The organism is Pseudomonas sp. ANT_H4, from assembly GCF_008369295.1.
GTDB lineage: Bacteria > Pseudomonadota > Gammaproteobacteria > Pseudomonadales > Pseudomonadaceae > Aquipseudomonas.
The window spans coordinates 1-1601 of the sequence record NZ_VOBG01000071.1 but is presented as its reverse complement, the minus strand read 5'-3'; the positions used below and the strand labels follow the sequence as shown (position 1 = coordinate 1601).

The following is a 1601-nucleotide window of genomic DNA, read 5'->3' as shown; positions in this document are numbered from 1 at the left end:
CGATGGTAGTGTGGGGTTTCCCCATGTGAGAGTAGGTCATCGTCAAGATTAAATTCCGAAACCCCATTTGCGAAAGCAGATGGGGTTTTGTTTTGGGCGATGGAAAAGTATGAGCGAGCGCCTGCCATATGTTCTCCTATCTGAGCTTCGGCACTTGGAGCCAGTGCTTGGGGTTACTGCGCGATGGATTCCAGGTAGGCACGCTCGATTTCTTCGCGACGCCAGTGGCCGATCACCAACGCCTTGGCAATCGTACGCAAAAAGGCCCGCGCGCCCTCAGTTAGAATCGCTCGGTTTTCTGCAGCAGACGGACAAAGGTGTCCTAAGTCAAGTCGGCCGCATCCGCGGCATTGTCCAATCAACTACGCAGCCAACCGTAGTGGTTGCTGTAAAGCGTCTGTACTGCACACTCGAGAGATGGCATTGACAAAGGGCTGGTCAGTGTCCCGAGCCGCTACTATTGGTCGGTTTCTCACATTAAAAGAGGATGTATCTCGCAAATCCTTAAGTTTTATCCGGATGAGGCCGAAAGCCTGATGAGCCATGCGTGCACCGAAATAGAGTGGTCGAAGAGTCCGCCTATACCGTTACATGGAAAGTTGCATCCAGCACGCCCACTCACTTTTGGCAAAAAGAAGTCGATGAAATGAATCTCAAATTCAGTCATAAAATTCTGTTGGCCGCGTCAGGCGTTGTGGTTCTGGCCTTCGCGTTATTCACGCTGTACAACGACTATCTGCAACGCAGCACCATCAAACAAAATCTGGAGTCGTCCATCCAGCAGTCAGGCGATCTGACGGCCAGCAGCGTGCAGAACTGGCTCAGTGGTCGGGTGCTGGTCTTGGAAACTCTTGCGCAAAACATCGCCTATCAAGGCAGCGGTGCCGACCTGCCAGGATTGGTCGATCAATCGGCTTTCACGTCGAATTTCCAGTACACCTACGTTGGCCAAACCAATGGCGTCTTCACCCAGCGTCCTGACGAGAAAATGCCGGAGGGTTACGATCCGCGTCAGCGCGCCTGGTACAAGCAAGCGGTCGCCGCGGACAAGACCATGCTCACGCCGCCCTATATGGATATAGCCGGTGTGGGTGGCTTGATCGTTACCATCGCCATGCCGGTCAAGAAGCACGGTGAACTGCTCGGTGTGGTAGCCGGTGACTTGAGCCTGCAAACCCTGGTGAAGATCATCAACTCGGTGGACTTCGGCGGTATCGGTCATGCGTTTCTGGTTAGCGGCGACGGTCAGGTCATCGCCAGCCCGGACCAGGACCAGGTGATGAAAAATCTCAAGGACATCTACCCAGGTACCAATGTCCGCATCGAGAAGGTCAATCAGGATGTGCTCCTCAAGGGACAGGATCGAATTCTGTCGTTTACCCCGATCAGCGACTTGCCGAATGCAGACTGGTACATCGGTCTGTCGATCGACAAAGATAAAGCCTACGCACCGCTGGGTAAATTCCGTACGTCTGCCTTGATCGCTATGTTCATCGCTGTCGCGGCGATTGCCGTTCTATTGAGCTTGCTGATCCAGGTGTTGATGCGCCCGCTGACCACCATGGGCCGCGCCATGCAGGATATCGCCCAGGGCGAGGGTG

The 1601-nt window shown here is 54.3% G+C and carries 1 protein-coding gene and 1 pseudogene; one reads left to right on the top strand and one right to left on the bottom strand.

The features are described from left to right. Window positions 1-176 precede the first annotated feature (176 nt). Window positions 177-358: pseudogene (locus tag FQ182_RS29550) on the bottom strand (sigma factor); the annotation flags it as partial. A gap of 288 nt (window positions 359-646) precedes the next feature. Here FQ182_RS29550 and FQ182_RS29545 point away from each other — a divergent pair. Next, window positions 647-1601 (top strand): cache domain-containing protein (locus FQ182_RS29545; RefSeq protein WP_178114558.1); only part of this gene is annotated, 955 nt, incomplete at its 3' end.